Origin of the sequence: Aquimarina amphilecti (genome assembly GCF_900109375.1) — a bacterium.
GTDB classification, from domain to species: domain Bacteria; phylum Bacteroidota; class Bacteroidia; order Flavobacteriales; family Flavobacteriaceae; genus Aquimarina; species Aquimarina amphilecti.
In genome coordinates this window covers 144,834-169,388 of sequence record NZ_FOAB01000001.1, presented here as the reverse complement: position 1 = coordinate 169,388, position 24,555 = coordinate 144,834, and the positions used below count along the sequence as shown (strand labels likewise).

Sequence of the window (24,555 nt, the reverse complement as noted above, 5' to 3'; positions counted from 1 at the left end):
TATTAAATTCTATTCAAAACTGTTAGTCCAAATTCTCGAACAACTATTTTGAAAGTAGTGTTCAATGATTCGAAAAACTTATTATCTTCAGAGGTTACAATAATTCGTGTAATACCCTCTGACACTAAATCTTTTAAATGTTGTGGTTGTACTGGTGTAGTTGTATGTAACAAAAGTACATCAAATTTTGTCGATGTCAAATCTTCATTAGATACAAATTCTATTTTGTTCCTAACCGTTGTATAGCAGTTTTTTACTACATCCAATTTTCCAGCTTGAGTTAATACCCCTTTTAGTTTGGCATATGGTCTTTTAAAAGCTAGGTGTAAAAGAAATTGACCATAATCCTCACTATAACAAATCACACGATCTTTTTGTTCTATAAAACTTGCAACCTTATAATACAGTTCTTTGTTTTCTGTATAATCAGTTTTTATCTCTCCAAAACAGCTTTTATATCTATAGTTATTTAGTAGTGCTTTTTTATAATAATCTATCCCTTCTAAATCATCTTGTAAAATAGCATATTGCTCTCTAAAATATGTGCTTATTTTTTTAGTTCTTTCTGCATAGCCATCTCCAAACTCTTTATCATCCAATTTGATTCTTGGTAAAATTTTTAGCTGAACAGATCCATCATGAATAATAAAATCACCCTTAGGAGATACTTGAGAATTTCCGTGAATCACTACTGGTAATATATCTAAATTTAATTCTTGAGCTAGATAGAATGATCCTTTATGAAACCTACTCATTTTAGCAGTATCCGTTCTACTACCTTCTGGGAAAGCTATCAAAGAATATCCTTGCTTTACTTTTTCTCTTAAGTGATCAACTCCACCCTCGATACCAGATGAAACCGGATAAAATCCTGCTAATTTTGCCGCTCTACCAAAAACTGGATTATCATAAACCCAATCTTTTACTAAATAGATCAGTTTAGGGTACAACATTCCTATCGAAATAATATCCAAAAAAGAAGAATGATTTGCTATAACGATACATTGTTTACTGAAATCTTCATTTTCTAAATTGTAAATACGCTTTTTTACAAAAGGATTGGAGTATAGTACTGACCCCATCAACTTAGAAACTATTTTATGAAAAACAGTCATTTTCTTCTTCTTGCTTACAGGGAACCAAGGAATAATAAGACTGCTCAACAAGGAAACTATAAATCCGCCAATGATAAAATAACCAAAACTAAAAATCGACCATAGTGTTTGACGTATTCTAAGTGGAGTCAATCCTTTTTTTGAACGATTGGTAATAAACAATCTAAACAACATTGGCTGAATTGTAAATGCAACCAAAACGGCTGATAAAATACCTATCAACGATACTGTGGATATAGAACGTAATGCTGGGTGTTTTGCAAAGATCAAAACCCCAACTCCTAAAATAGTAGTAATTACGGATAACAAGATAGACGTTTTGTAAGTCGAAAGTTCCTTAACCCCATACGTATATTCCTTTATAAGTCCGTTCGTTATAAAAATGCTATAATCTACTCCTAACCCAAAAATAAATGTAGAAATGATTACATTAAAAATATTAAAGTCAATCTGTAACATTTTCATTACCCCTAAAGTTATTACCCAAGTAATAGCAATGGGTAAAGCAGTAACCAATGTAAGCATCGGATCTTTATAGAAAAACAGCAATAATAAAACTACAGCTACTAAGGAATACCCAATCAACGAATTAAAATCATTCTTTAGGTTTCCTAATAAATTCTCATTCAGTTGTTTCCGATCAATAACTACGGTATTCGGAATCTTATTAAGTGAAGAATTAATCTCATCTGCCTTTTGATGATCAACCTTTATTGCTGAGACAACCGTTGAAAAATCTTGGTCATTAGTTACAAATTCATCGAGGTACAGTTCCTTAATATTTTGATATTCGTTAAAACCAATAGGATTAATATTCTTATTTAATGCTGCATAAAATTGATTAAACGTTTCTGGTTTAAAACCAAGAACACTCCCCTTTTCTATTAATAAACTGGTTAAAGAATCTTTCCGTTTTTTTGTCCAAAACTCATCCCAAAGAGCTATTTTTTCTAATTGAGCTTCCTTAGATAATACCACTCCACCAACAGAACTAAAATTTATAAGCTCATTATTCGATTTCTTTTGATCAAGTGTTTCAAATAGTTTATTATTTGCGTTTAAAGCTTCATTTAGAGAGGATCCATAAGAAACTAAATATATCGACTTTGCTTTATTATTATTTATTCTATCCAAATCTTCTTCTGCGGCAACCAACTCTTCCGGCTGATAATTCATGGTACTCAGATCTGTATTAAAGCCAACTTTATGAAAAAGAAATAATCCAATAATAAATATGATACTTATTAAGGAAATTAAAACTTTGTTCTTATGAAAATCTATTTCAGATATTTTATCAATAAACGTTTTCCTTTTTGTCTTTTTACTTTCAGAAAAACGATATACTTGTGGTATAAATATTAGTGCGAAAACAGATGCTCCTACCACACTGATTGCAGCAAAAATTCCGAGATCATTTAATGCTTCGGACTTTACAAAAATTAAACATAAAAATGCAACTGCTGTAGTAAGACTACTCATAATTACAGGCATAGAAACATCCTTATATAATTCTTTTACATTATTATTATTTCTAAAATGAGTAAGAATGTGCAAGGAATAATCCAATGTAATACCTAACAAAACAGAACCTATACCTAAGGATATAGCAGAAATTTTTTCTTTGATCAGGTATAATAAAGCAATAGCTACAGTAGCACCAAATATAGTGGGTGCAAAAATAATAAGTGGTACTGCCAACTTACGATAAAAGAAAATTAGTATCAATAACAGTATTGTCATGGCAATACTAACTGTGAGTTGTATGTCCCCTTTTATCTGTTTCGCATTGGCCACCGCATACAACGTAGCTCCAAATAAAGTAGCGTTGGTCGTTTCGGAATGTTTCTTATTAAGGTTATTAGTTATTTTTTTTAACTTCTCTACAAAAATAGTATTCTCTCCTGTCTCGTTTGTTGCCAACGCAGGAGTAAGGAATAATAACAAATTCTTTCTATCCTTAGTAATTAAAAATCCATTATATAGATCATAATTATCTCCTAATTGAAGTTGTGCTAATTTTTGAAGTCCAATAGGTGTTAATGATAAAGGATCTTTTACTATATATTTTCTAGTAACTAAGCCTGCCGGAGAAATAACTGATTTATAATTGCTCTCTATAACCTTAGCAATAGAATCAGGATTAATTTTTTGCCCTAAATCATCGTAGTCTTTTTTTGTTAGAAAAAATGGAAGATGATCATACACAAAATCATATAACTCCATCACATTATCATCTGCAACTTTACCTTGTACTTTTTTTACATACTTAGCAAGGTGCACGTTTACCGAATCTATAAAAGTAGTTGCATATTCTGTAAGATCATCGGGATTCTCTCCTTTGTTAGCAATATTTACTACAATTTTATCTGAAAAAGAAACAGTCTTTAATACTTTTTGAGTGATCTCTGATTTATCGCTGTTAGGAATTAATCTAGTAATATCTTCCTCAAAACCTATACGACTTGCAAGAAACGCAAATACTGCAATACACCCTATAATTATTGGCCAGGCAATTAATCTATTCTGTTTTATATATTGATAAAGTGAAAGAAAAATTTTATGCATCTATTGCATTACTTTTAGATTTGCGAGAGCTAAAATACAAATACGCGATGACTCCTGAAATCAATGATACCAATGTTGCTAAAATAAAACTTCCTAAGATATATTGTCCCAAACTTTTAAAAATATCAGTTCCCGACTTGATATCTTCAATATTTAGAGTAGGATCCATTTCTTTTCCCATTACCATTGCGCCAATCTGATAACTACCGTAAATAATAAACGGAATTATCGGTGGAATACTTATATTAGAAAATAAAAAAGCTATCGTTCGATTTAATTTAAAAGCAATAGCAAGAGATATAACAAGGACTGTTTGAAAACCCCATAATGGTGCTATCCCTATAAAAAGCCCTAAAGAAATTGCGCTCGCTTTTTTTAATGGAGGATCATTACTCCTTAATACATTCTCTCTCCAGTATTGCTTAAATCCTTTTTTTTTTACTCTATTTATAAGGCGTTTTGGTAAGTAAAAAAATAAAGTTAAAGTAACCAACCAGGTATTTAGAATACTAATACGTGTAAAATCTTTAAATGGTCTGAAATGTGATACTCTTTCGGTTTCATCATATAATACTTGTACCGGAATATTGCGAACTTCTACATTTCGCCAAGCCAACTTAACGATTACCTCTATTTCCAATTCGAATTTTGAAGTAAACAGCTTAAGTTTTGTAATCTCTTTTATTGGATATAATCTGTACCCAGACTGCGTATCTTTAAGTTTAATACCTGTCTCTATGTAATACCAAAAGTTAGAAAATTTATTACCAAAACTACTTTTTCCAGGAACAGAAGGGTCATCCATGTTTCTAGAACCTATCAATACCAATGAACTGTCTTTATCTTGTTTCTCTAATTCATCTAAAAAAAGTGGTAAATCACTTGGAAAATGTTGTCCATCACTATCTATAGTGATCATGTAATCGTACCCTAATTGACTTGCTTGCTTAAAACCTTCTCTAAGCGCCATTCCTTTTCCTTTATTATCAGGAAAAGTTATAATAGTAAATTGATTCTGATAATTTTCTAATATACTAGCTGTATCATCAGTAGCACCATCGTTAATAATAATGATACGATCAGTATATTTAATAACACCTTCAAGTACTCTTTCTAAAGTATTTTGATTATTATATGTGGGTATGAAAACACAACAATTTAGTGTCTCGAAACGAGGATCATATAAAGTAGTTTCAGTCACAGTGCTATTTTTTCAGTTGCAAAAATAGTATAATTATATTTTGAATTATTACTGTACCGAAAATAATAAGAGAACTGGAATGATTATTTGTTAAAAGCCTGGGAAGTAGACATAAAACCTTTAATGAATTCTTTTAGTTTTGGAGATGATATTTTTTCTACATTATTAGTCAGAAAATTCTTATCGTCTTCTATGTTTTTATAATATCTAGTGATCTTCGGAGCGCTACTTTGGACACTCAATCTTATCATTCTTAATTCGATATTATTAGGCTCTGCCTCAATAGCCGCTTCTATCAACTTTTTACCCTTTCTAAAAAAAGATATTTTACTCATTTTTTTATCCGCATAAGAAGCTTTTAGGGTTAACGCACATCCGTGATAGGCAGACAAAACAGGTTTGTTTTGATAATTTGTTTTCTGTGTAGTCTCAAAAAACTTATCCGTATTCTCTTTTGTATCCTTAGCATGTCTATATAAATTTCTTACTTCTGTAATATTAACCGAACTGGCATTTACAAAGATTAAACCCATAAACAATACTAACAATTTCATACTTTATATTTTACAATTTAACAAAAGTCAATACAACCTTTAGAGCTATAGTATCATCATATCGCACTATACTCTTTACTTTAATTTCTTCCTCAGAATCTTTAAAATCATTTACAATTACCAAATGTGGCGTTTTCTCTGGGTTAATTACTGCCATAAACTTCACATTGGACGTTTTCTTCATAAACAAAGAACAATTAAGCCTATTTTCAGTTAACTCCTTAATAATTTGCAAAGTACAAACTCCAGGAGTAATCGGATTACCAGGAAAATGACCTTTAAAGATATCGTTTTCTGGGTTTAAAGTAATGGTCGTAGTTTGTATACCATCCCTTACAGAATTTTCGTTAATTTTATATAAATCAGCTATTAGCATGTTATTTTTTTAAGAAGTTTAATTCAATATTTAGTCGAATATTTTTATGATCAATACGTATATTCTCAGCTACTTGATCTTCTGAGATCTCATTAAAAAGTATAATTACTTTTTCCTTTCTCTTGGTAGCATTAACTATTTTGTCAAGTTTTTGATCAAATATGTTGTAAAAATAATAATTACTGTACTTATCATTTTCATTTTTAAGAACATTGTAGGCATCGTTATGATACCTTTCTGCCACTTTACCATTTTCCTTTATTAAAAGTGAAAAATCCTTTATTAAAGTATTTAAAATTATTTTTCTATTAAGTTGCTCCACAATAGAATGAATTTTATACGATTCATTACCTATCTCAATATCAAAGAATGTACTTCCAAACTGAGAAGTAAAAACAATACGATGTCTTTGAGGTGCTATCCTTTTTAAAATAAGAATACCACTAAACTCATTTCCATAAACTGATATATCTGATTTATAAACATAATCAATAGCTGCATTGGAAAAATAAGGGTTATGAACTACATCATCAGACTTCACCTCAGTTTCTATAAAATTTTCAACGGTCGCAACTTTGCAACTAAAAATAGAAACACAAAATATACTAATGAGCAAATATCGCATCCGGAATAGGTTTATTTACAGATGTATTCTCAAAATTAATAAGCGTATAATCTCCAGAAGGCTCTATAAGTCTCACACTTGAAACTAAATACTTATTCGATTCAAAACTCAATACAATCTCTTTAAACATCTCTTTTAAAGTTGAATCATTAGGTGACAATTTTGCAATAAAAAGTTCGTCATTTTTAAAAAAACGTGCAGAGAACTGAGCATCATCAAGCATATCCCCACTAACACTTTTTGCTATTAAATCATTTAATTTTTTAAAAACTTTATTCGACGCTAAATTAATATCGCTCTTTTTTCCGGCATCATTAATAAACAATTTCTTATCCTTAAAAATCACACTGTATTCATAAGGTTTTGTATAAGACCACTTAATAATATTTGGGGATTTAAAATATAAATCACCACTGCTTTCTATGTCATTAGAAAGAAAATCTATATGTTTTAATTGTGTAAATGTATTCACTATAGTTCTAGATTGCTTAGCACTTTTACTAACAGAATTTTTAAAAGATTTAGCTTCTGAAGCTGAAAGTTCTACTTCTTGCGCTTGCAGCAAAGAAAAGCTTAAAAAAATATAACTAAATAAAAAAAATCTAAGCATATGCTTGTATTGAAAATAGTTCATCTATAGTAACGGTTGTATAATTATTACTTTGCAAAAATAGCAACAATTGTTCCAATACTGATAAAGTGATCAATTTTGTATCATGTAGAAGTATAACGTCGCCATTTTTTAGATTATTAGTAATTCTCTTTAGTATTACCTTTTCAGAAGGGATAGTTGTATCAAATGACCTTTTATTCCAGCCTATTACAGTATGCCCAGTCTTTTTAACCGCTCTAGCAATATTTGGATTTGTTATTCCGTATGGAGGTCTAAAAAGTAATGGTTTTTTTTTTGAAATTTTTTGTATTGCAATATCTGCATCCTCTATTTCATTTATAAACCTATTGGTACTATAAATGTCAATAAATTTATCATGGGTATGCGTATGATTGCCTATAACATGATTTCTTTTAATTATCTCTTTAGCAATATCTGGATGTGTTTCTATCTGCTTTCCAATACAAAAAAAAGTTCCTTTGACCTTGTACTTGTCCAAAACTTCTAAAATCTTAAGTGTATTAAGATCTGGACCATCATCAAACGTAATAGCTACCTTTTTTTCTTTAATATTTGGATTATTATTTAAACTTTTAAGAAAATATTCAGCTTTGATATTTAGCACTCCATATGTCGTGATTAACACCCAACAAAACACTAAAACAATTAAGCTCCATACCGATAACTTATTGAAACTAATTGCTGTTATCATAACAATACCAGCAACTATAAACACGATATTAACAAAATTTCTTATTAGCATCGTTGTAACAATGCAATACTATGATTTTTTCCGAGATATTGATTATACAAAAGTATGTTATCATATTTCTTTGCAGTAATATCATTTACCTTTAAAACATCAGGTACGTGATTCGTTTTAAAAACTTTGCAGCCAAGCCAAAACCCAAAACTAGAGGCTACATGGTAATCACCTATCAAGTGTTTATAACCCAATTGTTCTATTTTAGAAAAAATCGATGACTGTAAGTTTTTGTAATAATTATCATAAATTACATCTCCATTATTTCCTAAAACTACAGCATCTATATCATCTATAGACAACTTATTTTGCGTGATAAACTTTTCTATATATATTTTTATTTCATCGGGTTTTGCAGCACTTACAGTTTCTACATCAATAAGCTTAGCTATACTCTTCTCTGTTTTTTGTCCGCCCAAAACCATAAAAGTGGCACCTTCACTTGCGACAGTCCCTGATGTCTCTGAGTCTAACAAATCAATTACATTAATATCATCGTCTTTAATTTGACCATCTAATTTATGCAGTAAAGTAGAATTTTTCGCAACTTCATCAATACCACCAACTAAAATATTTTTTCCAGATTCTTCTGACAACATTAACTGAGCATCCATAACAGATGCTTCAAAAGATGCTGCTCCTTGAACATATGTAACATTATATGCTTTACATCCTAATCCTAGTGCTACCTGACCTCCAACTGTGTTATGAGTTGATTGAATAAATAATGTCGGTGTTAAAAATTGCTCATCATTATTAAGAACATTTTCAAGAAACTTTTCTGAATCTTGTTTACATCCCATTCCTGTACCTGTAATAATTGCATCAGGCATGTCCACTCCAGAATTATTTAATGCCATAGAGGCAGCTGTAACTCCCATTTTTACAGACTTAGACATTCGTCTCATTGCAGCCGGCTTTATAAACTCTTTATAATTAGGGTCATGGGACCTAAATATAGACTCCTTATGAGAGATTATATCCTCTAAAAATGTATCTGGATCTGTTGTCGGCTGTGCCGAAATACTGGCAATACCATTAATATAACAATCGCTCATTATTTTGTAAATATTAAAGTGGAACAATTGCCACCAAAACCAAAAGAATTAGATAAAATAGTTTTAATTTCTTTAGAAACTAATTCTGTTTGTGGAACCAGTGAAAACTCTTTCATTTTACTTTTGAAATTCAAATTCGGAAAAATTAAATTTTCACGTAAAGATAAAAGTGAGTAAACAGCTTCTACTGATCCTGCAGCAGCTAATGTATGTCCTGTAAACGCTTTTGTTGAACTAAACACAGGAGCTTTTTCTTCTCCAAAAATTCTGGTCATAGCTACTCCTTCTGATAAATCATTATTAGGAGTTGCTGTACCATGAGCATTTACATAATCAATGTCATCCGCAGTTATATCTGCTATCCTTAAAGCTTCATTCATTGCTAAAAAAGCTCCTTCTCCATCAGAAGATGAAGCAGTTTGATGATAGGCATCATTTGCGTTAGCCCATCCAGCAACACGCCCTAATACCTTTTTATTTTCTTTTTCTACTACAGCATCACTTTCCAAAACTAAAAATGCTGCAGCTTCTCCAAGGTTCAATCCTTTTCTGTTATCGTCAAATGGAGTGCACTCTGAATCTGATAAAATCATCAAGGTACCAAAACCATTTATTGTAAACTTAGATAACGCATCTGTTCCTCCCACTATCATTCTATCAATCTTACCAGCCTTAATCATTCTGGCTCCTAACATAATTGCATTTGCAGCAGAAGAACAAGCTGTACTTATCGTAGACACATATCCATTAATTCCTAAATAATTAGAAATAGATTGCGTAGTAAAACCTGCATGTTGCGCCTGTATAAATCTTCTATTATCTTCAATCTCTGTATATCCTAGATAGTGTTTTTCTGTGGTATCCATACCACCTACACTCGTCCCCGAAACGAAACCAGTTCTATACTCGTTAACATCGGAAATCTGAGCGTCTTGCAATGCTTCTTTTGCTGCAATCGTACCAATCATAGCTGTTCTAGAAAAACTATGTAAAGGCTCTAAACCTAATTGTTTTTCTAAATCATCGTTGGTTTTTTTTATTTCACCAACCATGATTTGATCTTTATGGCGTGTTTTCAACATCTCTATTCTAGAAATTCCGGGAGATACTGATTTCAAAGCATTCAAATTTTCCTCTACCGTATTTCCGATAGAAGAAATGATTCCCATACCAGTTATGGCAATGCCTTTATTCATATTATTTTGTACGGTGTTTTGAAATGTAATCAGCCATTACACTAATAGATTCAAATATAGCTTTACCTTCTTTTGGATCTTTTAGTTTAATTCCATAGTCTTTTTCTAATAACACAATTAACTCAAGAGCATCAATAGAGTCTAATCCTAAACCATCACCAAAAAGAGGATCATCATCACCTATTTCACTTACCTCTACATCTTCAAGACTTAATTGCTCTATTAATTTTTCCTTTAGCTCTTCTCTTAACTCAGCCATAACTATTGCTTATATAATTTATTTAATTCTTCTTTTGTTAGCTCTTTATTACCTTTTTTTGAAAGAAAAGCCAAAAATACGTCATATTTATCATTATCCAAATCTACCCAACCACAAATAACATTAGTCGCTTTTCCCGTATTCATTAAAACTTCGGAATATAAAGTTATAAAATCAGCATCAAAATTATCCGTAACAAAAAAAGCATTTTCACTCTTCATTTTATTTTTGATACTTATTTCTCCCATAATAATATTTGGTAATGTATACACAAAGACTGCGGGAGATGGATAAAAATTTTCACGATCCTGAATACTCAATTGATGTTTCCTATCTGTATCTAGACTGGAAGCTTGATTAGACAAAACTAAGGCAGTATCCTGATCAACTTTTTCTTTATCTTTTAATAACACTTCTGAAGCTAAAAAACCTAACTTACATAATTCATCCATTTTGTGAAACTTGGGATATTTTAAGTCCAAAAATTTATAAATACCTTTTGCAAAATCTTTCACACTAAGAGCCTCGGAATCTGCATATACTTCCGTTCCATTTTTAAAGACTTTTTTATCTCTAATTACACAAAAATCTGATATGTAATATTTTTCTCTAATCACAATACTTCTTTTTCTATAATCAATGCCACATTACAACCTCCGAAACCAGAAGCAGTCTTTAATACTCTATTCAGTTCTTTGTTTTGGTTCTTAGCAATTACATTAATAGATTTAGAAACACCTAATTCTTCATAACCTAAAGAAGCGAATAGTTCATTATTAATCAAACAATGTCTAGCCACAATACTTTCTATTAGCGCAGATGCTCCTAGTGTATGTCCGTAATACCCCTTTAAACTATTTAACGGAACATTTTGTAGTCCTGCTCTATTAAATGCAATAGCTTCCATTTCATCATTATACGGAGTAGCCGTTCCATGCGCTGTAATATGATCTATTTGATCACTATCTAAATTAGCTTCCTTTAAAGCTTTAGTTATACTTATATATAATCCTTCTCCAGTTCTTGAAGGTCCCGAGATATGATTCGCATCATTCGCAGAAGCATCTCCAGCAATACTAATTGCTTCTTTAGTTACATTTTCGATATTAGAACTCAACCAAGCACAAGCTGCAGCTTCTCCTAAACTAATACCTGTTCTATTTTTACAAAATGGTTTACAGGGTGCAGGGCTTACAGCCTGAAAAGAAAAGAAACCAGAAAGCGTAAACTCTGAAAGCAAATCTCCTCCTATCACGACCACATCTTCAAAAAGTTCTGATTGAATCATTCTTTTACCAATAGCTAAGGCTAATCCACCAGAAATACAAGCATTCGATAAAACCTTTGGAGTATGATCTAGCTTAAAATATTTCTGAATGGTTCTTGAAATACTGCTTAGATATGCTTTCTCATCACTTTTTCCTCGCAAATTATTAATATTTCCTTTAGTAGTAGAAATAACAATTCCACTTTTAATAATATCTAATTGAGGATTCTCTTCTAATAACTTAGAAAGAGATAATAACATCATTTTTTCCAGCTTCGAATAATCAGAATTTTCTGATATTATCTCCCAAGCTTTAGAAAGTTTATCATTATTTATAACTGCTCCATAAAATGTTTCTGACCATATATTATCGTCTTCTACTTTCTGGATACCTGTACAATTCGAACGAAGATTTGTAATGTTTTCTTCTGTCGAAAAACCAAGTGGTGAAATTATGTTGTCAGCAACAATGTAGACTTTTTTCATAATAAACCTACTTTACGTTTCCAGTTAAGAAAAAATTCAGGAATACTTAAAGACATATTTCCTTCCATATCTAAAAACACCTGAGTAGTTTCGCCAACGCAAACCAGTTCTTTATTTTGATTAAATACCTTATATCTAAAAATCATTTTTGCAGCTGGACTATCTACATATATTGTTTCTACAGTAGCTATATCTCCATATTTTAAAGGCAATTTATGATCACAATTAGAATTAACAATCGGAGTTACATAATTATTATCCTTTACGTGTAAATATGAAATCCCATGGGTTCTTCCAAAGGCTTCTCGTCCTTCTTCAAAATATGTAATATATATACCATGCCAAACGATGCTAAGAGGATCGCAGTCATTAAATCTGACTCTTACCTCATGAACATATTTGATATCTGTTACAACTTCTTTAGACCGCTTTTTTCTTTTCATAATATAATATAGCGATTACGATAGTACTAATAAAAAACCCAATAAGCAAACCAATTTCTGGAAGAATATCTATTAAACTACCTTTTCTTAAAAAACAATCATAAAACGCCTCTAATCCCCAGTTCATTGGAGAGATTTTTGCTATAATTTGCATAGTATCTGGCATTGCAAATACAGGAACCCACACTCCTCCTATAGCAGCTAGTAAAACCACTAAAACAGCTCCAAACGGGGCTGCTTGCTCGTGAGAACTAAATACTGTACCTAATAAAACTCCTAAACCTATTGCAGCTAACCCAGAAGATAACGCTACTAAATATAATAACCCAAGATGCCCCCCAAGATCCAAGACTGGCAAACCTAATTTAGGAAATACATAAAGCCCTAATAATAATATTAACGTGAATTGTAAAAGACTGACTAGTAAGAACAAAAATGCTTTCCCTGCAATTATAGTTGCATAGTTAATAGGAGTTGTTTGTAATCTAACAAACGTTCCTTGGCCTTTTTCGTGCACAAGATTTAATGACAGAGGTAAAATCATAAAAAATATTGCAAACAATGTCCAAGCAGGAATATTATGTTGTACTGAATTAGGAAGAACTAACTCTCCAGATAATGATGGGTTTATTTGATCATACTTCACAAAATTATCTCTATTAAAAGACTTAAGGCTTTCTGACTCTCCTAACTCCTTTTCGAAAGCTTCATAAATAGACTTGGTTTCTATACTTGCCACCAACTTATCAACCGCAAATATTACAGAACTTCTAAAAGTTTCTTGAGTTATTGGGTCAAAATATAGTTTCACTACCTTATTACTTGGTGATTTTTCTTCAACACCACTTATCTTTAACGAATCTACAGTACCTTCAAATTCTTCCAGTATTTTAGTAATGTTCTTATCTATTTGATTTTGAAGCTCATCACTCAACCCCTCTGGAATTACAACTGCTAATTGATAATCTCCAGAAGCTACTAAAAGTCGAGCCTTATCTTCAGTGAGAGGCACATTATCTAACTCTGAAATTGGCTGTAAAAACTCAATTTCAGAAAAACTCTTTTTAATTTCATCCGATAACTTTCCCTTATCCTGATCAACCAATAAGATATTGATGGAACTACTGGACACTGATTTAAAAGTAGCATCTTGTATCAATGTAACAGTAACTACTAAAACAATCGGCATCAAAAATAGGATAATTAGTCCTCCGGGATCCCTGAGAAGTAATAAAAACTCTTTTCTTATGGATGCTAAAAATCTATGCATAATCACGAAGTTCTCTTCCCGTAAGTTCTATAAATACATCCTCTAAATTCCTTGCTTCCTTAGTGTCTGCAATCAATTTAGAAGGTGTGTCTTCGGCAATAATTTTTCCGGAGTCAATGATCCCGACCAAGGAACATAAATCCTGGGCTTCTCTTAAATGGTGAGAAGTATAAATTATCGTAGTTCCAGATTTATTAAGTTCTCTAAGTTTCGCAGTAATCGCTTGTTTAGACTGAACATCTACACCTACAGTGGGCTCATCTAAAAACAACAATTTCGGATTATGGAGTATTCCTGCAATGAGGTTTACCCTTCTTTTCATACCTCCAGAAAATGTTTTAATCTTTTTATCAGCGAAAGGCAATAATCCCAATTGATCTAAATGGGATATGATTATGGGTTTAAGTTCGGATTTTGTTAATCCAAACATGCTTCCAAAATAAAACAAATTCTCTTTAGCAGTAAGTTTAGGATATAATGCATATTCCTGTGGTACTACTCCTATAGATTTTTGAATTTCTTTTGCATGCGTTTTAAAACTATTACCCGAAATTAGCACTTCTCCAGAAGTAGGCTTAATTAATCCACACAATATAGATATTAATGTAGTCTTTCCTGCTCCATTAGGTCCAAGAAGTCCATATACTTCTCCCGTTCTTATCTGCAAGTTAACCTTATCTAATGAAAGAAATGTAGCTCCTTTATATTGTTTAGAGATATTTTTTATGTCAATAAGAGGAGTTTTATCCATTCACCGTTATTTAATTGCTTTCTTAAGATCTAAAAAAAAAGCTCTTTCAGCTAATGCTATGGCATCTAATTTGTCAGCAATTTTATTATATGCATCAGTTTCTCTACTTCTATTTTTATAAAGTCTAGAAGCATCAATCGCAAAATCTCTCCATTGATCACCGATCGCAGTCATCTCCTTTGACAATTCAGCTAAACGAGGATTCTCCATAATTACTGAAGCTTCCTGAAGGAAAGCTGCAAAAATAAATCTAAAACCTCCACCACCAGTTCCAATTTCTTCTTGCATTCGCACTAATTGACCCAAGTAATGATTTGTCTTTTTTATCCCAATTTTATCTGGCCATTTACGAATTTTTTTGGCCACAAACCGTATTCCCCTAAATCCAACAATAGGAACCGGAGCCAACATATGTCTATAAGCTTGTTTAATACCTTTAGTAATTGCCTTTTTTAAATCTATATCTTTTGGTAATTCTGTTGGGTAGTAAATATGCCCATTAGGAGCAAAAGGACCTTTAGCAAAACGTACTTTTTCTAATTCCTTAGAAGATAATGTAGTTACTTCTTGCATTACAGGATCACTAATAAGATAATCATCCCCATCCTTACCATATACCACTAAATTGTGTGCATTAAAGTGAAAACGATATTCATCAGGAAAGTAGGTCAAGTTATACACACCTACTTGTAACCCTACTGGATTATTTTTTGACAACTCAGCATCTAATGTTTGCTGCGCTTTCTCCTTTGATTTAAACTTATGCCTCTTTATCTTAAACCCTAATCTTTTACTTACTCTAGAGAAAATAAAACCTGGAACAGGTCTAAAACTAAACATAGGAGCGAAATTTACCTTAACAAAAGGTATATATATAAAGAAGACTCCTGAAGCAATACCAAAAACCATTGGTTCACTAACCTTAAGCCCATTATAATTTAACAAATTAGAAACCACTCCATTTTCGCAATGAGCTGATTGATTGTGTTCAAAGTTTATTTTCAAATCTTTGGATTTTTAAGTTCTTCTAAAGAAATTTCGAAAGCTTCCGCGTATTTACTTAATATCTTCTCATTAAGTTTTCTGAATATTTTAGCTTTAAGATGACGTTTTACTTTCCACTGCCATAATCCAACATATCCAGATAAAACTACAACATCCATTCGCTGTAGTTCCATATAATATGCTATTGGACTAAGCTCTCCATCTTTTATTTTTTGAATTGTATCCTTAAGTTGCTCTTCTATCAATTCTAAAGATTCATTAAGCGCGATAGTCTTTGCGTCCCAACCAGAACTGAGTGTTTTCCCGTATTTACCATCTTTATCGACAGCATACACAACTTCTTTTATATTTGCTTTAGAAAGACTGCTTTCATCCTGAGGTACGTCTTCTTTCTTCATACTATCAATAAATTAAGGTTTAAAAGTTTACTGAACTTAAGAATCTACTATTATAGTTTTCATCTCTGAAGAGGCTATTAAATTTCCTTCTGGATCATTAACCTCAATTTTGACCAGTGAAACCTGCATTATTTCTGCAACAATCTCCACTGTAGTAATAAGTTCAGTACCGATTTTTGGTAATGAATTAATAGTAGCATGTTTTATAGATCCAATAAAACCTGTTTTAGGTTTCTCATCTTTTCCTCGGTTTATATACCCTCTATAGCCTCTATGTAATGCTATGCTTTGCGCCATATTCTCAATAAGACCACCTTCAGTTAAATACTGATCAGAGGTTAAGATGTTATCAGATGTGATTTTCAAACCTGAAACAACCTTTTCTTTATCAAAGTACAATAACTTATCAATCATAACAAAAGGATCCTTCTGCGGAATCAACTTCTTTATAAAGTCTACATCTGTAATATTACCTTCTAATTGATTATCCATTAGCACACAGTAAACAAAATATGAAAATAGGAAAAACGTCCACTTTCTGGAACCATTGCAACCACTTTATCCCCTTTTTTTAACTTTCCAGAGTTTTTCAACTCATTTATCATTAAATATATAGATGCAGAACCTACATTACCAACCCTTTCTAAATTAGTAAACCATTTATTTTTAGGAATTGAAATTCCTTGATTTTCCATTTCATTACTTAACCTTTCTTCAAAATAAAATGAAGAAATATGAGGTAAAAAATAATCAATCTCTTCTTCTTTCAAATTATTTTTTTGAAAAGCATCTTTCATACTAGAAACTGCTTTCGGGACAACATGTTTATCTAATATTTTCACATCTTGTTTTAATGAAAAAACAGATTCCGACAACCATTCTGCTGGTTCATATTCACTCCAAGGCTTAAGACTCCCATCCTCATTTTTATCTCCTCCAGCATACATACAAGCTTCTAATTCATGTGCAAAAGAATATGCTTGCATCCAATCAATTCTTAATGAATTTTCTCCTCTTGGTTGGTCTTCCAACAAAAAAGCACCTCCACCATCAGATAACATCCACCTAAGAAAGTCTTTTTTAAAACCAATAATAGGTTGTTCCTCTAAAGATTTTAAATTCTCTACTTCTTTATCAAATTTTCTGGATTGCATCCAAGTCGAAACTCTTTCGGTACCAGTACAAATAGCATTTTTAGTACTATCTGATTTCACTGAAAGAAAACCATACTTTAACGCACTCATTCCGGAGCAGCAAACACCTGAAGCTGTATTTAATTCAATACTATCTTTAGTATCTAATAACCCATGAACCATTGATGCATGGGAAGGCAACAAATTATCTGGAGTAGATGTCCCACATGAAAGTAACTCTATTTCATTTTCTGAAAAATCAGAATCACATAAATTTTTTATTGTTTCTCTTGTGATTTGAGCATTATTATGAGTTATGTTTCCATGAGTATCTACAGCATAATACCGCTCTTTAATCCCATTATTTCTTAAAACAATTCTTCTAGCTCGTGAAGGTTGATCATCAATCATCCCTAGCCTCTTTTCCATTTCATCATTAGAGACTGGCTCATTCGGCAAGAAATGCCCTGTTTTTGTTATGTAAACGTTTTTCATAAATAATGATTACTTATCGTAATCTTGTTGATTGATAATATTTAATATCTTTTTTTATGCGTGCATAAAAAGGTATATAAGTCAACAAAAATATAATAAAAACTATAGGTACAAAAACCCAAATAGCAAATTGTAGGTAATACTCAAAAAAGTTTAACCATTTTGCTCTGCTTTTTTGCGATTTCAACCCTACTTTATATATATGCGCTGACCATTTACTAAAGATATGGTTTCCAGATTTATCTGACCTAATTAAGAAAGGTTTTATTCGAACCGCACCATCTTTAACCAACTCTCCCTGTAATTGTTCATAATTTTCTTCAAAAAGATATTTTTTTATAATCTTTCCAAACTTTCCTGCTCCTTTAATATCTTCTTCTGAAACTCCTGGTTTAGGAAAAACGCCTAAATATTTAGTCTTCTTACCCCCCATCATCCAATGCACAATCGTAATAACACTAATATGGTTCCAATGTCTATCCACAAAAGCTATATTACCTACTAATTGAGCTTTACAATCCACTAATAATCTTTTAACCTTTTCCTGGGTTAAAATCCACATGTTTCTGGAACCATTTACAGTAATTACTGGCGTATCTTTTAATAAATCTTTTGCATCATTTCCCTTCAAAAAAGAATTGATAGGAATTGAAGGGGAAAGATACCAAACAGTATACCCAAGTATTATTAAATCGTATTTTCTTGATTTTACTTCTTCAGGAATAGGAATATTAGGACTTGGAATTTGCAAATAAGACTCAGGAAAAGCCTGTATGAAGTCTTTTTTATTCCACGGAAACTGATAAGGCTCTTCAGGTTTTATTTGATGTATTGTCAAAGAACATTCTTCATCTTGTTCTAACGGCTCTACTAGATTAGTTAATATATTTCCTAGTTGACCACTTTGACTATAATACAAAACAAGTACATTCTTCATACATTAGGTTTTAAGATCATCCCAATAATCATAGTAGTTAAACCATTGTAAGGGATACTTTTTAACCATAATTTCAGTATTTCTAACATACTCTTTTAACACATGGCTAGGTTTGATTGATGATTCTGAAAACTCGGGTTCACGAGCATATAAATTATATCGCTTACCAGATCCTTTCATAATATACATAAAAAGGATAGGCATTTTCTTTCTTGCAGCAAGTTTATAAGGTCCAGAAGGATATTTAACAGGTTTTTCGAAAAAATCATGTTCAAGAAACTGAATTCCTTCTACATATCTATCCGCAGCAAAAATTATTACTTCTCCTTTAGATAACACATCATTCATTTGAAATATATGGGACATATCATCTTTAATAACGATGAATTTCATACTAGTATCTGTAGAAACCGCACCAACATATTGCTTAATTTGTTCATTTTCTTGATCTGTAACCATCAGATTAACTCCTGTATCGGTCATATCAAAATCATCAAAAAAATAACGCGCAATATTGAAACTTCCGACGTGAGCACTAAATATAACTCCTCCTTTACGTTTATTTAATAAGGCTTGCATTTTTTCTCGACCATCATGCGTGAAAGTAAATTTATCCTTTAAACCAAAGGAAATAGCAGTTCTATCTATAAGTGTTTGACCAAAGACAAAATAATTTTTATACACACTTATAATTGACTTAAAACGAGACTGTTTAAGTCTTTTACTATAAAAATAATAACTAGCTTTTGTTGTAGCGTAAGAAAATATCACATAATAGGCAGCAACGAATACCAATATGGAATAGGCAGCATTTAAGCCTAAGTTCTTAATAAAGAAAATGAATATTTTATATCCTAAAGGGGTCCCCTTAGCTTTACCTTCCCATTGGGCCATTACTTCTTCTAAATATTGACTTTACGTTCTATCAAATCATAAAAATCTTGAAAACTCTCTACTCCAACGAAATCATCACCTACTAGCTTAACTCCAAATGTAGCTTCAATAGCTACTACAAGATCTACGTAATCTAAACTATCTAAATCTAATGTTTCCTTAAGGTTCGCTTCAGGAGCAATTTCATCCGCTTCTACCTCAAATTCTTCGATCAAAAAGTCATCAACTTTTTCAACAATTACACTTGTTTCCATCATCTTTCTTGTAATTTTTTTTCTATTCTAAATCTTTTTTATGACGATTGCAGAATTTGTGCCCCCAAACCCAAATGAATTCGACAAAAATACATCAATTTTTTTATCTATAGTTTCTTTTACCAAATTTAACTTTGACGAATCTTCATCTGGAGATTCCAAATTAATATTTGGTGCTATAAACGAATTATTTAACATTATTAAAGAATAAACAATCTCACTAGCTCCTGCCATCCAACATTCGTGTCCTGTCATTGATTTTGTAGAACTAACATATGGTCTTGAATCCCCAAACACTTCGTTAATTGCTTTAGCTTCATTAGCATCTCCAATCGGAGTAGATGTAGCGTGTGCATTTACATAATCTACATCTTCAGGTCTTACATTAGCCTGATCCACAGCTCGTTTCATTGCTCTAGCAGGCCCTTCTTGATTTGGTGTAGAAATATGATCTCCATTAGATGAAAAACCATAACCTACAACTTCTCCCAAAATAGTTGCTCCTCTTTTAACCGCACTTTCATAAGACTCCATAAATAAGGCAGCACCACCGCCACTAGGTACTAATCCATCTCTTCCACTATCAAAAGGTCTTGATGCTTGTGTTGGATTTTCTTCATTAACAGAAAAGACTCCTAGTCCATCAAAACTACCAAAAGCATAGTCGTTAATCTCTTGAGCTCCTCCACATAACACATAATCTTGCAAACCTTGTTTAATTAACAAATATCCCATTCCAACTGAATGTGATCCGCTAGCACAAGCAGCACTTATGGTAAAATTCACTCCTTTTAACTTAAAAACAGTTGAAAGGTTCATGGTTACAGTAGAATTCATAGATTTAAAAACTCCTCCAGACCCAACCAACGTGGTATCCTTTTTAATTCTTATCTTATCTATTGCTTGCATCACCGATTCTGCAGTACTATCATTACCGAACAGAACACCAATTTCTTCTTTATCTAAAAATTCTTGATCTACTCCTGCTTGATCAAATGCTTGTTTAGTAGCTATATAAGCATATTCAGATTCAGAACCAAAACTTACTCTCTGCCTCCTACTTAATTCTTTTTTAAGATTTGGTTTAGGAACTGTACCAGTCAAAGCTGATCTATATCCAAACTCTTTACGAGATGGCTCATAAACAATACCTGACTTTCCTTGATATAATGATTCTTTTACCTCATCTACATTAGAACCAATACAAGAATATATTCCCATTCCTGTGATAACTACTCTACGCATACTAATTTCCTATGAATAAATTCCTCCATTAATATTCACAACTTCTCCTGTTATATATGAAGCTTTTTTAGAAGCTAAGAAAGAAACCAAATCAGCAACTTCTTCTGCTTCACCGAAACGATTCACCGGAATCATACGCTTCAATTCTTTTTCATCCATTTCCGCTGTCATATCAGTTTTGATAAAACCTGGTGCAACAGCATTAACTGTAATCTTTCTTTTTGCTACTTCGTGAGCCAATGCTTTTGTAGCAGCCACTAAAGCTCCCTTTGCGGCAGAATAATTTACTTGACCAGCCGTTCCCTTTACTCCAGAAACTGAAACAACGTTTACAATACGTCCGTATCTATTGGTCAACATCTTTTGTATCAAATGATTAGTAACATTATAAAACCCATTCAAACTTATATTAAGAACATCCTGCCAATCTTCTTGTTTCATCCACATAAAAAGACCATCTCTGGTAATTCCAGCATTGTTAACTATGATTTCAACAGTAGCCTCTGGATTTTCTGCAATCCAATTATCTAAAACTTTATGCGTATCTTCTCTATCAGCAACATTAAACTTTAACAATGAACATTGTCCTCCTTCATCTTCTATTATTTTCTTAGTTTCATTAGCCGCTGCATCGTTAGACTGATAATTAACTAAAACTGGATACTTCAATTCTTTAGCTAACTTTATAGCGATTGCTCTTCCTATTCCTCTGGATCCACCAGTCACAAGGGCGTATTTCATTTACAACTTTGGTTTTAAGATCAAATAATTCTTGAACAATGTTGAAACAACAATTATTCCAAATTAAGATTTAATTAACAATATTAAAAGATTCCTCACAACTTTAACAATCGTCTAATGTTATAAAGAATTAAAAAAAATTACTTCACTTTAATAAATGGCTCAGCATTATCAAACCACTTATCGCCTAAAAGCTTTCCATCTGGAGTTAAAAAACCCCACTTTTTGTTATATTTCACACGAGCTAAACCATCCACAAACCCTTTTTCGGCTGCTTTACCGGATAAAAACCCAAAACTTCCTGCAGTAATACCATATTTAGCCTCTATAACCAACTCTCCTTTCAAATTTACAAATCCCCAATCCTCTATTTTAACTGGAGCCATTCCATTACTATCAAAATAATCAACATCTGCATATTTGTAATCAATCACCACTTTACCGTTAGTATCAATAAAACCCCATTTGTTACCATCAAAAACACCTGCATATCCATTTTTAAAAGCTTTAGCTTTTACAAACTGTGGTTCTATCACCCATTTACCTTCTTTATCAATGAAGCCTATTTTTTCATCTTTTCGCGCGATAGTATACTTACCTCCTGCTCTAAAATCCCATATTTTAGTAGCACCATCAACTTTATTAAAGTTACTCGAAGATGCTATTCCATAAACTTCTTCTCCTTTTTCAGCTCTAGCTACACCATTCACATAATTACCAATAGATGTATATTCCGGCTTAATTACTACATTTCCTTTATTATCTATAATACCCCATTGACCAGATTGATTAGCAAACCTAGCATAACCATTCTGAAATCCTTTGATAGTTTTATATTGTGGTTTTACAATCACTTCTCCTTTCGGATTCATCAATCCAACCATTTTACCTTCTCTAACAAAAGCTACGCCATTTTTAAAAGGATATATTTTTTCCGCACTAGAATATGACAACTCTTTACCTTCTTTGTCAATGTATTGCCATTTTTTATTTCTCAATACCATTGCGACACCGTCATTAAAATCTTTTGCCTTATCGAATTGAGCCTCTAAAAGCCATTTCCCGTCTGGATTAATATAACCCCATTTTTTGCCTTCTAAAACTAATGCAACACCATCAGCAAAGTTATTTGCTTTTTTGAATTGCGGTTCGATAACAAACTCGGCTTTTTTATTAATGTACCCAAACTTTCCATTCATTCTTGCTTTTGCAAGTTCTTGAGAAAATACGGTTTGTAAACCAAATACTAATGCTAGTGTAATTAAAAGTGCTTTTTTCATCATATTTATATTTAAGGTTTATTTTTAGTACAAATAAAAAAGCATAGGTTAACATGCTTTTTTGTATTAATAAATAAATTTAATCTTAATCAAATAATCTAATAGGCATCATTTTCTTTAAGGTAGTCTTTAACCTTCTGAACAAATGGATAAGTTATGTAATCCTTAGTAAACGGTGGAACGATTTTTTTAATATCTGCCACTACCCGTTGTGTTCTACTTGATAATTTATCTCCAAAATCAAGATATTCTAATGCCTGTACTATTGTCATTAACTCAATAGCTAATACCTCAAACGTGTTCTCTATTACAGTCTTAGTCATATTAGCTGCATTGGTACCCATACTAACAATATCTTGATTATCATTATTATTAGGAATGCTATGCACATACATTGGATTAGAAAGCATTTGATTTTCTGCAGTAGTTGAAACTGCAGTAAATTGTATTCCTTGCATACCAAAATTGAACCCTAATTTACCCAAATTAGCAAAAGGTGGTAAAATATCATTTAACTTAGAGTTTAATAAATAGTTTAATTGACGCTCTGCCAACATAGACAATTTAGTAACTACCAACTTTAACTTATCCATTTCCAAAGAAACGTAGTCTCCATGAAAATTACCTCCGTGATAAACATGTTTAGTTTCTACATCAATTATTGGATTATCATTAGCAGAATTTAATTCTTCAATTAAAATTCTTCCTACATGTTTAATCGTATCGCAGACAGGTCCTAAAATTTGTGGAACGCAACGCAAAGAATAGTATTCTTGTACTTTTTCTTTGAAATAAGTATCACCATTCTGACCAGAATATAAATGCTCCGTTCGATCTCGAGTTAACTTACTATCCGATAAGTGTTCTCTCATTCTTCGAGCTACATCTTGTTGCCCTAAATGTAATTTACTATGATTTAATTCTTCAGAAAGATGATCATCATATGCCTCTACTATTTCATTTATAGCTGAAGAGCAAGAAATAGACCAATCCAATAACTTCTGAGCATTAATAACATTAACAATTCCGATTCCTGTCATTGCAGATGTACCATTCATCAATGCTAATCCTTCTCTAATCTTAACTTCTATTGGTTTAAGTCCTAATTCTTTAAAAACCTCCGCAGTATCTCTTCTTTCTCCTTTAAAGAAAACTTCTCCTTCACCAATTAATACCAATGCTAAATGTGCTAATTGAACTAGGTCGCCACTTGCACCAACACCACCATGCTCAAAAATCAAGGGTGTAACATCATGATTAATCAGATCTCTCAATCCATTAATAACTGTAGTATTAACTCCTGATTTCCCTAATGACAAAGTGTTTAATCGCGCCAACATTAATGCTTTCACATAGTCAGGTTCCATTGCTTTACCAGTTCCTGATGAATGGCTTCTAATCAAATTAAATTGTAATTCAATTCTATCCTTGTCATCTATTTTATATTGGGCCATTGGTCCAAATCCAGTATTTACACCGTAAATAACCTTGTTCTCAGAAAATTGTTCTAGAAATTTAAAGCTATTATCAACCCTGTTGGTTATAGAATCATCTATAGTTAGCTTCTCTTGATTAAAAATAACACTTAGGAAATCTTTAATTTCCAACCTTTCTTTTAGTATTAGCATTCG

At 31.9% G+C, this 24,555-nt stretch carries 26 protein-coding genes; all 26 read right to left on the bottom strand.

What is annotated here, in order from left to right; all coding sequences use genetic code 11:
- Positions 1-2 precede the first annotated feature (2 nt).
- The gene (locus BMY33_RS00750; protein WP_091404142.1) at positions 3-3,680 is read right to left on the bottom strand and encodes an MMPL family transporter; all 3,678 of its coding nucleotides are present in this window, start codon (positions 3,678-3,680) and stop codon (positions 3-5) included.
- Positions 3,673-4,881 (bottom strand): DUF2062 domain-containing protein, encoded by a 1,209-nt coding sequence (locus BMY33_RS00745; protein ID WP_091404138.1) that lies wholly within the window; start codon positions 4,879-4,881, stop codon positions 3,673-3,675. Before BMY33_RS00745 ends, BMY33_RS00750 begins: the two co-directional genes overlap by 8 nt.
- 83 nt (positions 4,882-4,964) lie before the next feature.
- Positions 4,965-5,435: a hypothetical protein gene (locus BMY33_RS00740; RefSeq protein ID WP_091404135.1), complete on the bottom strand. Its 471-nt coding sequence runs from the start codon at positions 5,433-5,435 to the stop codon at positions 4,965-4,967.
- A 10-nt stretch (positions 5,436-5,445) separates the two neighbouring features.
- Positions 5,446-5,811: an ApeI family dehydratase gene (locus BMY33_RS00735; RefSeq protein ID WP_091404130.1), complete on the bottom strand. Its 366-nt coding sequence runs from the start codon at positions 5,809-5,811 to the stop codon at positions 5,446-5,448.
- A gap of 1 nt (position 5,812) precedes the next feature.
- Positions 5,813-6,436 carry a flexirubin biosynthesis protein LolB2 gene (gene lolB2 / locus BMY33_RS00730; protein WP_091404124.1) on the bottom strand — a complete coding sequence of 208 codons (624 nt, stop codon included), beginning with the start codon at positions 6,434-6,436 and terminating at the stop codon, positions 5,813-5,815.
- Positions 6,417-7,046, bottom strand: coding sequence for a flexirubin biosynthesis/transport protein LolA2 (gene lolA2 / locus BMY33_RS00725; protein WP_170836972.1), 630 nt, complete (start codon positions 7,044-7,046; stop codon positions 6,417-6,419). Before lolA2 ends, lolB2 begins: the two co-directional genes overlap by 20 nt.
- Positions 7,039-7,812, bottom strand: coding sequence for a polysaccharide deacetylase family protein (locus tag BMY33_RS00720; RefSeq protein ID WP_091404115.1), 774 nt, complete (start codon positions 7,810-7,812; stop codon positions 7,039-7,041). Before BMY33_RS00720 ends, lolA2 begins: the two co-directional genes overlap by 8 nt.
- On the bottom strand, positions 7,806-8,870 hold the full coding sequence (locus BMY33_RS00715; protein ID WP_091404111.1) for a beta-ketoacyl synthase N-terminal-like domain-containing protein: 1,065 nt from the start codon (positions 8,868-8,870) through the stop codon (positions 7,806-7,808). The genes BMY33_RS00720 and BMY33_RS00715 overlap by 7 nt, the downstream gene beginning before the upstream one ends.
- Entirely contained in the window at positions 8,870-10,066 is a 1,197-nt protein-coding gene (locus BMY33_RS00710) for a beta-ketoacyl-[acyl-carrier-protein] synthase family protein (RefSeq protein ID WP_091404106.1), read from the bottom strand. Before BMY33_RS00710 ends, BMY33_RS00715 begins: the two co-directional genes overlap by 1 nt.
- A 1-nt stretch (position 10,067) precedes the next feature.
- Positions 10,068-10,325: a phosphopantetheine-binding protein gene (locus BMY33_RS00705; protein ID WP_027392746.1), complete on the bottom strand. Its 258-nt coding sequence runs from the start codon at positions 10,323-10,325 to the stop codon at positions 10,068-10,070.
- 2 nt (positions 10,326-10,327) lie between these two features.
- A complete protein-coding gene (locus tag BMY33_RS00700; RefSeq protein ID WP_091404104.1) occupies positions 10,328-10,942 on the bottom strand; it encodes a hypothetical protein in 615 nt (204 codons plus the stop codon).
- The gene (locus BMY33_RS00695; protein ID WP_091404099.1) at positions 10,939-12,078 is read right to left on the bottom strand and encodes a beta-ketoacyl-[acyl-carrier-protein] synthase family protein; all 1,140 of its coding nucleotides are present in this window, start codon (positions 12,076-12,078) and stop codon (positions 10,939-10,941) included. The genes BMY33_RS00700 and BMY33_RS00695 overlap by 4 nt, the downstream gene beginning before the upstream one ends.
- Positions 12,075-12,521, bottom strand: a complete 447-nt coding sequence (locus BMY33_RS00690; RefSeq protein ID WP_091404096.1) for an acyl-CoA thioesterase — start codon at positions 12,519-12,521, stop codon at positions 12,075-12,077. The genes BMY33_RS00695 and BMY33_RS00690 overlap by 4 nt, the downstream gene beginning before the upstream one ends.
- The gene (locus tag BMY33_RS00685; RefSeq protein ID WP_091404093.1) at positions 12,499-13,791 is read right to left on the bottom strand and encodes an ABC transporter permease; all 1,293 of its coding nucleotides are present in this window, start codon (positions 13,789-13,791) and stop codon (positions 12,499-12,501) included. The genes BMY33_RS00690 and BMY33_RS00685 overlap by 23 nt, the downstream gene beginning before the upstream one ends.
- Entirely contained in the window at positions 13,784-14,542 is a 759-nt protein-coding gene (locus BMY33_RS00680) for an ABC transporter ATP-binding protein (protein WP_091404091.1), read from the bottom strand. The genes BMY33_RS00685 and BMY33_RS00680 overlap by 8 nt, the downstream gene beginning before the upstream one ends.
- Positions 14,543-14,548: 6 nt before the next feature.
- Positions 14,549-15,547, bottom strand: a complete 999-nt coding sequence (darH, locus tag BMY33_RS00675; protein ID WP_091404089.1) for a BtrH-related acyltransferase DarH — start codon at positions 15,545-15,547, stop codon at positions 14,549-14,551.
- Positions 15,544-15,945 (bottom strand): flexirubin biosynthesis protein DarG, encoded by a 402-nt coding sequence (gene DarG / locus BMY33_RS00670; protein WP_091404086.1) that lies wholly within the window; start codon positions 15,943-15,945, stop codon positions 15,544-15,546. The genes darH and DarG overlap by 4 nt, the downstream gene beginning before the upstream one ends.
- Before the next feature lie 36 nt (positions 15,946-15,981).
- Entirely contained in the window at positions 15,982-16,437 is a 456-nt protein-coding gene (locus tag BMY33_RS00665; protein ID WP_091404084.1) for a hotdog family protein, read from the bottom strand.
- Positions 16,437-17,573: a dialkylresorcinol biosynthesis protein DarB gene (darB, locus tag BMY33_RS00660; RefSeq protein ID WP_091404083.1), complete on the bottom strand. Its 1,137-nt coding sequence runs from the start codon at positions 17,571-17,573 to the stop codon at positions 16,437-16,439. The genes BMY33_RS00665 and darB overlap by 1 nt, the downstream gene beginning before the upstream one ends.
- 13 nt (positions 17,574-17,586) lie before the next feature.
- Positions 17,587-18,510: a flavodoxin gene (locus BMY33_RS00655; RefSeq protein WP_091404080.1), complete on the bottom strand. Its 924-nt coding sequence runs from the start codon at positions 18,508-18,510 to the stop codon at positions 17,587-17,589.
- 3 nt (positions 18,511-18,513) lie between these two features.
- Positions 18,514-19,404, bottom strand: coding sequence for a lysophospholipid acyltransferase family protein (locus BMY33_RS00650; protein WP_091404078.1), 891 nt, complete (start codon positions 19,402-19,404; stop codon positions 18,514-18,516).
- Positions 19,405-19,412: 8 nt separating this feature from the next.
- Positions 19,413-19,658, bottom strand: a complete 246-nt coding sequence (locus tag BMY33_RS00645; RefSeq protein ID WP_027392758.1) for a phosphopantetheine-binding protein — start codon at positions 19,656-19,658, stop codon at positions 19,413-19,415.
- A 27-nt stretch (positions 19,659-19,685) separates the two neighbouring features.
- Positions 19,686-20,903, bottom strand: coding sequence for a beta-ketoacyl-[acyl-carrier-protein] synthase family protein (locus BMY33_RS00640; RefSeq protein ID WP_091404075.1), 1,218 nt, complete (start codon positions 20,901-20,903; stop codon positions 19,686-19,688).
- Between the two features lie 9 nt (positions 20,904-20,912).
- On the bottom strand, positions 20,913-21,644 hold the full coding sequence (gene flxB / locus BMY33_RS00635) for a flexirubin biosynthesis SDR family reductase FlxB (RefSeq protein ID WP_091404073.1): 732 nt from the start codon (positions 21,642-21,644) through the stop codon (positions 20,913-20,915).
- A gap of 140 nt (positions 21,645-21,784) precedes the next feature.
- The gene (locus tag BMY33_RS00630; protein WP_170836971.1) at positions 21,785-22,924 is read right to left on the bottom strand and encodes a WG repeat-containing protein; all 1,140 of its coding nucleotides are present in this window, start codon (positions 22,922-22,924) and stop codon (positions 21,785-21,787) included.
- A 98-nt stretch (positions 22,925-23,022) separates the two neighbouring features.
- Positions 23,023-24,552: a flexirubin biosynthesis tyrosine ammonia-lyase FlxA gene (gene flxA, locus BMY33_RS00625; RefSeq protein WP_091404070.1), complete on the bottom strand. Its 1,530-nt coding sequence runs from the start codon at positions 24,550-24,552 to the stop codon at positions 23,023-23,025.
- Between the last annotated feature and the right edge of the window lie 3 nt (positions 24,553-24,555).

Coding starts and splice junctions, on each gene's coding strand:
- lolA2 (WP_170836972.1), bottom strand. CDS start 7,046: ATGCTTAGATTTTTTTTATTTAGTTATATTTTTTTAAGCTTTTCTTTG.
- BMY33_RS00630 (WP_170836971.1), bottom strand. CDS start 22,924: ATGAAAAAAGCACTTTTAATTACACTAGCATTAGTATTTGGTTTACAA.
- BMY33_RS00655 (WP_091404080.1), bottom strand. CDS start 18,510: ATGAAGAATGTACTTGTTTTGTATTATAGTCAAAGTGGTCAACTAGGA.
- BMY33_RS00650 (WP_091404078.1), bottom strand. CDS start 19,404: ATGGCCCAATGGGAAGGTAAAGCTAAGGGGACCCCTTTAGGATATAAA.
- flxA (WP_091404070.1), bottom strand. CDS start 24,552: ATGCTAATACTAAAAGAAAGGTTGGAAATTAAAGATTTCCTAAGTGTT.
- BMY33_RS00735 (WP_091404130.1), bottom strand. CDS start 5,811: ATGCTAATAGCTGATTTATATAAAATTAACGAAAATTCTGTAAGGGAT.
- BMY33_RS00720 (WP_091404115.1), bottom strand. CDS start 7,812: ATGCTAATAAGAAATTTTGTTAATATCGTGTTTATAGTTGCTGGTATT.
- BMY33_RS00750 (WP_091404142.1), bottom strand. CDS start 3,680: ATGCATAAAATTTTTCTTTCACTTTATCAATATATAAAACAGAATAGA.
- darB (WP_091404083.1), bottom strand. CDS start 17,573: ATGAAAAACGTTTACATAACAAAAACAGGGCATTTCTTGCCGAATGAG.
- BMY33_RS00640 (WP_091404075.1), bottom strand. CDS start 20,903: ATGCGTAGAGTAGTTATCACAGGAATGGGAATATATTCTTGTATTGGT.
- flxB (WP_091404073.1), bottom strand. CDS start 21,644: ATGAAATACGCCCTTGTGACTGGTGGATCCAGAGGAATAGGAAGAGCA.
- BMY33_RS00740 (WP_091404135.1), bottom strand. CDS start 5,435: ATGAAATTGTTAGTATTGTTTATGGGTTTAATCTTTGTAAATGCCAGT.
- BMY33_RS00665 (WP_091404084.1), bottom strand. CDS start 16,437: ATGGATAATCAATTAGAAGGTAATATTACAGATGTAGACTTTATAAAG.
- BMY33_RS00685 (WP_091404093.1), bottom strand. CDS start 13,791: ATGCATAGATTTTTAGCATCCATAAGAAAAGAGTTTTTATTACTTCTC.
- DarG (WP_091404086.1), bottom strand. CDS start 15,945: ATGAAGAAAGAAGACGTACCTCAGGATGAAAGCAGTCTTTCTAAAGCA.
- BMY33_RS00645 (WP_027392758.1), bottom strand. CDS start 19,658: ATGGAAACAAGTGTAATTGTTGAAAAAGTTGATGACTTTTTGATCGAA.
- lolB2 (WP_091404124.1), bottom strand. CDS start 6,436: ATGCGATATTTGCTCATTAGTATATTTTGTGTTTCTATTTTTAGTTGC.
- BMY33_RS00690 (WP_091404096.1), bottom strand. CDS start 12,521: ATGAAAAGAAAAAAGCGGTCTAAAGAAGTTGTAACAGATATCAAATAT.
- BMY33_RS00705 (WP_027392746.1), bottom strand. CDS start 10,325: ATGGCTGAGTTAAGAGAAGAGCTAAAGGAAAAATTAATAGAGCAATTA.
- BMY33_RS00695 (WP_091404099.1), bottom strand. CDS start 12,078: ATGAAAAAAGTCTACATTGTTGCTGACAACATAATTTCACCACTTGGT.
- BMY33_RS00680 (WP_091404091.1), bottom strand. CDS start 14,542: ATGGATAAAACTCCTCTTATTGACATAAAAAATATCTCTAAACAATAT.
- BMY33_RS00710 (WP_091404106.1), bottom strand. CDS start 10,066: ATGAATAAAGGCATTGCCATAACTGGTATGGGAATCATTTCTTCTATC.
- BMY33_RS00715 (WP_091404111.1), bottom strand. CDS start 8,870: ATGAGCGATTGTTATATTAATGGTATTGCCAGTATTTCGGCACAGCCG.